Source organism: Methylobacterium sp. Gmos1 (genome assembly GCF_053764715.1).
The window spans coordinates 1-5,003 of the sequence record NZ_JBSNCC010000050.1 but is presented as its reverse complement, the minus strand read 5'-3'; the positions used below and the strand labels follow the sequence as shown (position 1 = coordinate 5,003).

Here is a 5,003-nt window from a genome sequence, read left to right as displayed (position 1 = left end):
GCGCAACGCGGCACTCGGGGATGGCGAAGGGAGTGTTCATGCCTCCCACGATGGGGAGGGCGGATCAGACCATCATCGGCCCGAGGCAATCCACCGCCATCCACGCAAAGTGAGCAAGAACCAGAAACGGGGCAATCCCAGGCCTCGCCTTCGGCGACGCCTTTCCCCCCGGCGCTGCTCAAAGCGCTCAAGACGAGCGGCGCCGCCCACGCGTCCGCTGACGCGCGCCAGCCCGCCCCCGACCTGACCCTCAGCGCGTCGGTCGTCGAGAAAGGGCACGGCCGCATCGAGACGCGGCGCCTGAGCGTCAGCCGCGAATGCGTGGCCCATCTCGGCTGGCCGGGGGCCGCCCAGATCTGCCGGATCGAGCGGGTCCGTGAGACGAAGGGTCGGATCAGCCGTGAGATCGCCTACGCGGTCACCAGCCTCACGCCCGAGCAAGCCGACCCCGATGCCCTGCTGGCGCTCTGGCGCGACCACTGGCTGATCGAGAACCGCCTGCACTGGCGTCGCGACGTGATCCTTCGCGAGGATGACAGCCGCATCCGCACAGGTGCTAGCCCGCAGGCCATCGCTGCGCTGCGCAATGCCATGCTCCACCTCGTGAATGACGCCCCCGGACCGCTGCGCGCAACCCGCGAAGCCTTCGCCGAAAACAGGAACCACGCCATCAAAGCCGCTCAGCAAGGCTTTCTTTGAATGGCCCTGCGAACCGCGGCGACTCTGGATACGAGACCGGTGGGGCGGGGCCGGTGGCCGTGGGACGCGAGCATGCCGAGGCCGGGCCGCGCGTGCCAGTCCCCCGACCCGGAAAACTGTTTTGCGGATCTGGGTTGTGCCGGTGCCGGCCGCGATCTACCCTTGCGGCAGGACTGCCAGCCCGAAGGCCTCTCCCGCATGGTCACCCGCGTCGCTACCGTCGCCTTCGAGGGGATCGAGGCGCGCGCCGTCGACGTGCAGGTGCAGATCACGCCCGGCGCCGTCGCCTTCACGGTGGTGGGCCTGCCCGACAAGGCGGTGGCGGAATCGCGCGAGCGGGTGCGCTCGGCGCTGATCGCCTCCGGCCTGGCGCTGCCGGCCAAGCGCATCACCGTCAACCTCGCCCCGGCCGACCTGCCGAAGGAAGGCTCGCACTACGACCTGCCGATCGCGCTCGGCATGATGTGCGCCATCGGCGCCCTGCCGGCCGACGCGCTCTCGGGCTATTGCGTGCTGGGCGAGCTCGCTCTCGATGGCAGCCTGACGGCGGTGGCCGGCGTGCTCCCGGCCGCGATGGCGGCGAATGCCCGCGGCCTCGGCCTGATCTGCCCGGCGGCGAGCGGGCCGGAGGCGGCCTGGGCCGCCGGCGACATGGACGTGCTGGCACCGCGCTCGCTGATCCAGCTCGCCAACCACTTCAAGGGCACGCAGGTGATGGCCCGGCCGGTGCCGGCGGTGGCCGCGCCCGCCGGCGCCCTGCCGGACCTGCGCGACATCAAGGGCCAGGAGGGCGCCAAGCGCGTCCTGGAAATCGCGGCGTCCGGCGGTCACAACCTCCTGATGAACGGCCCGCCCGGCGCCGGCAAGTCGATGCTCGCCTCGCGCCTGCCCTCGATCCTGCCGCCGCTTGGGCCGCGCGAACTGCTCGAAGTCTCGATGATCCAGTCGGTGGCCGGCACGCTGAAGGACGGCGCGCTGTCGAATCGCCGGCCGTTCCGCGCGCCCCACCACTCCGCCTCGATGGCGGCGCTCGTCGGCGGCGGCATCGGCGCCCGGCCGGGCGAGGTGTCGCTCGCCCACGGCGGCGTGCTCTTTCTCGACGAATTGCCCGAGTTCAACGGCCAGGTGCTCGATTCCCTGCGCCAGCCCCTCGAGACCGGCACCGTGATGATCGCGCGGGCCAACCACCGGGTGACCTATCCGGCCCGGTTCCAGCTCGTCGCGGCGATGAACCCGTGCCGCTGCGGCCAGGCGACCGAGCCGGGCTTCGCCTGCCGGCGCGGGCCCAACGAGCGCTGCGTCGCGCAGTACCAGGCCCGGCTCTCGGGCCCGCTCCTCGACCGGGTCGACCTCCAGATCGACGTGCCGGCGGTCACCGCCGCCGACCTGATCCTGCCGCCGCCGGACGAGGGCTCGACGGAGGCCGCCGCCCGAGTCGCCGCGGCGCGTCTGCGCCAGGAGCGGCGCTACGCGGAAGCCGGCCAGCCCGCCGGCACCACCAACGCCTCGTGCCCCGCAACCCTGATCGAGGAGGCGGCGCGGCCCGACGCGGAAGGGATGGCGCTGATCCGCGACGCGGCCGACGCCATGCGGCTCTCCGCCCGCGGCTTCCACCGGGTCCTGCGCGTCGCCCGCACGCTCGCCGATCTCGACGGCGAGGCGCGGGTGCGCCGGCTTCACCTCGCCGAGGCCCTGTCCTACCGCAGCCGCCAGGACCGGCGCCCGGCCGCCGCGTGAGGCCTCGTGCTTAACGCCGCCTTGCCGTGACCCGTCGGATTGCGCCGATGCACTGAGCGCCCCGCTAAGCCACTTTCCCCACTCATCTTTCAGCTCCGTCCGCCACTCTCGCGCCTCGTCGGGTGTCCGGGAGGATTTGCGGGATGGGGTGGCTCTTCGCGGCGATCGGTGGCCTTCTCGCCCTCGCCTGGCTGGCGGTGCGCTGGAGCGGCCGCCGGATCCGGACCCTCGGCGAGGTCGAGCGCCTGCACGATCTCGTCTGGCGCACCTCCGAGAGCGAGGAGCGCTACCGCAGCCTGGTCGAGGCGCAGATCGAGCTCGTCGTCCAGCGCGATGCGCAAGGGCGCATCACCTTCGCCAACCACGGCTTCGCCGCCCTTCTGGGCACCACGCCCGACGCGCTGCTCGGCACGACGCGCGAGGTCGAGGTGGTCGAGCGGGGCGAGATGCGCCAGCGCGCCGACGGGGCGCGCCTCGTCGACCTCGCGATCCTGCCGGCGGGCGGCGGGCCCGTGCGCTGGTTCGCCTTCGTCGAGACCGTGACGCCTGGCCGCGACGGGCGGGCCGAGGTGCTGCGGGCCGGCCGGGACGTCACCGAGCGGGTCGAATCCGCCCGCTCGCTCGAGGAGGCGCGCAGCCGGGCCGAGGCCGCGAGCGTGGCGAAATCGCGCTTCCTCGCCAGCGTCAGCCACGAGTTCCGCACGCCGCTCAACGGCATCATGGGGATGGCCGACCTGATGCTCGAAACCCCCTTGAGCCCCGAGCAGCGCACCTATGCCGAGGCGGTGAAGACCTCCGGCGAGGCGCTGCTGTCGCTCATCGACGGCATCCTCGACTTCTCGAAGATCGAGGCCGGGCGCCTCGACCTCGCGGCCGAGCCGTTCGATCCGGCGGCGCTGGTCGAGAGCGTCGTGGAACTGCTGGCGCCCCGTGCCCAGGACAAGGGCTTGGAGATCGCCGCCGACATCGAGGCGCTGCCGGCCCTGCTGATCGGCGACGCCGACCGGGTGCGCCAGATCCTGATCAACCTCGCGGGCAACGCGGTGAAGTTCACGGAGGCCGGCGGCGTCGGCGTCACCGCCTCCTGGGCCGAGGATGGCTTGACGGTCGCCGTGCACGATACCGGCCCGGGCATCCCGGAGGAGCGCCTGCCGGTGCTTTTTCAGGAATTCGAGCAGGGCGACGGCAGCGCCAGCCGGCGCCACGAGGGCACGGGCCTCGGTCTCGCCATCACCCGGCGCCTCGTCGACCGCATGGGCGGCCGGCTCGACGTCGCGTCGCGGCCGGGGGAGGGGAGCTGCTTCCGGGTTCACCTGCCGCTGCGCGAGAGCCCCGGCCGGGCCCGGCCGCAGCCGCCGAGCCTCGCCGGGCGGCGCGTCCTGGTGGTGGCGGCCGCGGCCTTCGAGGCGCCCTACATCGCCCGCCGCCTCGGCCGGGCCGGCGCCGAGGCCGTGGTGGTCGAGACCGCGGCGGAGGCCATCGCGGCGATGTCCGCCGAATCATTCGCGGCCGTGATCGCCGACAGGGCGCTCGGCGACGCCACGGTCCGTGGGATCGCGGCGGCGGCCCGGCGGGCGGGCGTGAGACGCAGCATCGTGCTGCTGTCGCCGTTCGATCGGCGCGATTTCGGCTCCCCGGCGGCGGCCGGCTTCGACCGCTACCTGATCAAGCCGGTGCGCCTCACCTCGCTCCTCGCTCGCCTCGCCGAGCCGACGCCGCCGCCCACCCGCGCGCCGAGCGCGCAGGAAGGTAACCTGCCTCCGTCGTCGCGCCGGCCTCGGGTGCTGCTCGCCGAGGACAACCCGATCAACGCGCTGCTGGCCACCAAGGCACTGGAGCGCCTCGGCGCCGTCGTGCTCTGGGCCCGGGACGGGGCGGAGGCCGTGGCGCGGATGCAGGAGGCGGCCTCGGCGACCCAGTTCGACCTCGCGCTGGTCGACATCCGCATGCCGATCCTCGACGGGCTCGAAGCGGCGCGGCAGGTGCGCGCCCACGAGCAGGCCAACGGCCTCCCGCGCCTGCGCCTCGTGGCGCTGACGGCCAATGTCCAGGCCGAGGACCAGGCCGCTGCCCTCGCGGCCGGCTTCGACGGCTTCCTGTCGAAGCCCCTCGACCTCAAGGCCCTGCCGCCACTCCTGGAAGCGCAGGCGGCGTGAGGAGAGCGGCAAACGGCAATGGCAGGAGGGGGCGCGACTCCCCGCGGCGCACCCCCGTCCCCGAGGCACGGTGTCAGAACGGCCTTTCCCGGACCCATCCGGCCTTGCAACCGGTGCACGCCGAGACGCGGTCCCTGACCACCATTGCGTTGGCGCGCCGCCGCCGGGAAGTCGCCTGGGTGGCCGAACCGCTCGCGGGAAGAAGCGCGATGCCTGCGCGATGGCGCTCCCCGAACACGACGAAGCCCGCCAGGATGTCCTGGCGGGCTTTGTTCGTGAGGGTCGTGACGAGGGAACGTGTGACGTGCTTGGCAGGTCTGGCGGTGACCGACTCTCCCGTGTCTTGAGACACAGTACCATAGGCGCTGGGGCGGTTAACGGCCGAGTTCGAGATGGGATCGGGTTTGAGAC

At 73.0% G+C, this 5,003-nt stretch carries 3 protein-coding genes and 1 rRNA gene; 3 read left to right on the top strand and 1 reads right to left on the bottom strand.

All coding sequences use genetic code 11. The features are described from left to right. The 3 genes from ACS5PV_RS32645 to ACS5PV_RS32635 form a co-directional block, all read left to right on the top strand. The coding region (locus ACS5PV_RS32645; RefSeq protein WP_455399465.1) for an ISAs1 family transposase at positions 1 to 699 on the top strand (699 nt) is incomplete at its 5' end. Positions 700 to 897: 198 nt separating this feature from the next. Next, positions 898 to 2,436: a YifB family Mg chelatase-like AAA ATPase gene (locus tag ACS5PV_RS32640; RefSeq protein WP_455399464.1), complete on the top strand. Its 1,539-nt coding sequence runs from the start codon at positions 898 to 900 to the stop codon at positions 2,434 to 2,436. A 143-nt stretch (positions 2,437 to 2,579) separates the two neighbouring features. Beyond that, positions 2,580 to 4,592 (top strand): ATP-binding protein, encoded by a 2,013-nt coding sequence (locus tag ACS5PV_RS32635; protein ID WP_455399463.1) that lies wholly within the window; start codon positions 2,580 to 2,582, stop codon positions 4,590 to 4,592. A 315-nt stretch (positions 4,593 to 4,907) separates the two neighbouring features. Here ACS5PV_RS32635 and rrf read toward each other — a convergent pair. Then, a 5S ribosomal RNA gene (gene rrf / locus ACS5PV_RS32630) occupies positions 4,908 to 5,003 on the bottom strand; the annotation flags it as partial.

What these genes read in the sequence shown, in the direction of transcription:
- ACS5PV_RS32640 (WP_455399464.1), top strand. Translation starts at nt 898, where the DNA reads ATGGTCACCCGCGTCGCTACCGTCGCCTTCGAGGGGATCGAGGCGCGC.
- ACS5PV_RS32635 (WP_455399463.1), top strand. Translation starts at nt 2,580, where the DNA reads ATGGGGTGGCTCTTCGCGGCGATCGGTGGCCTTCTCGCCCTCGCCTGG.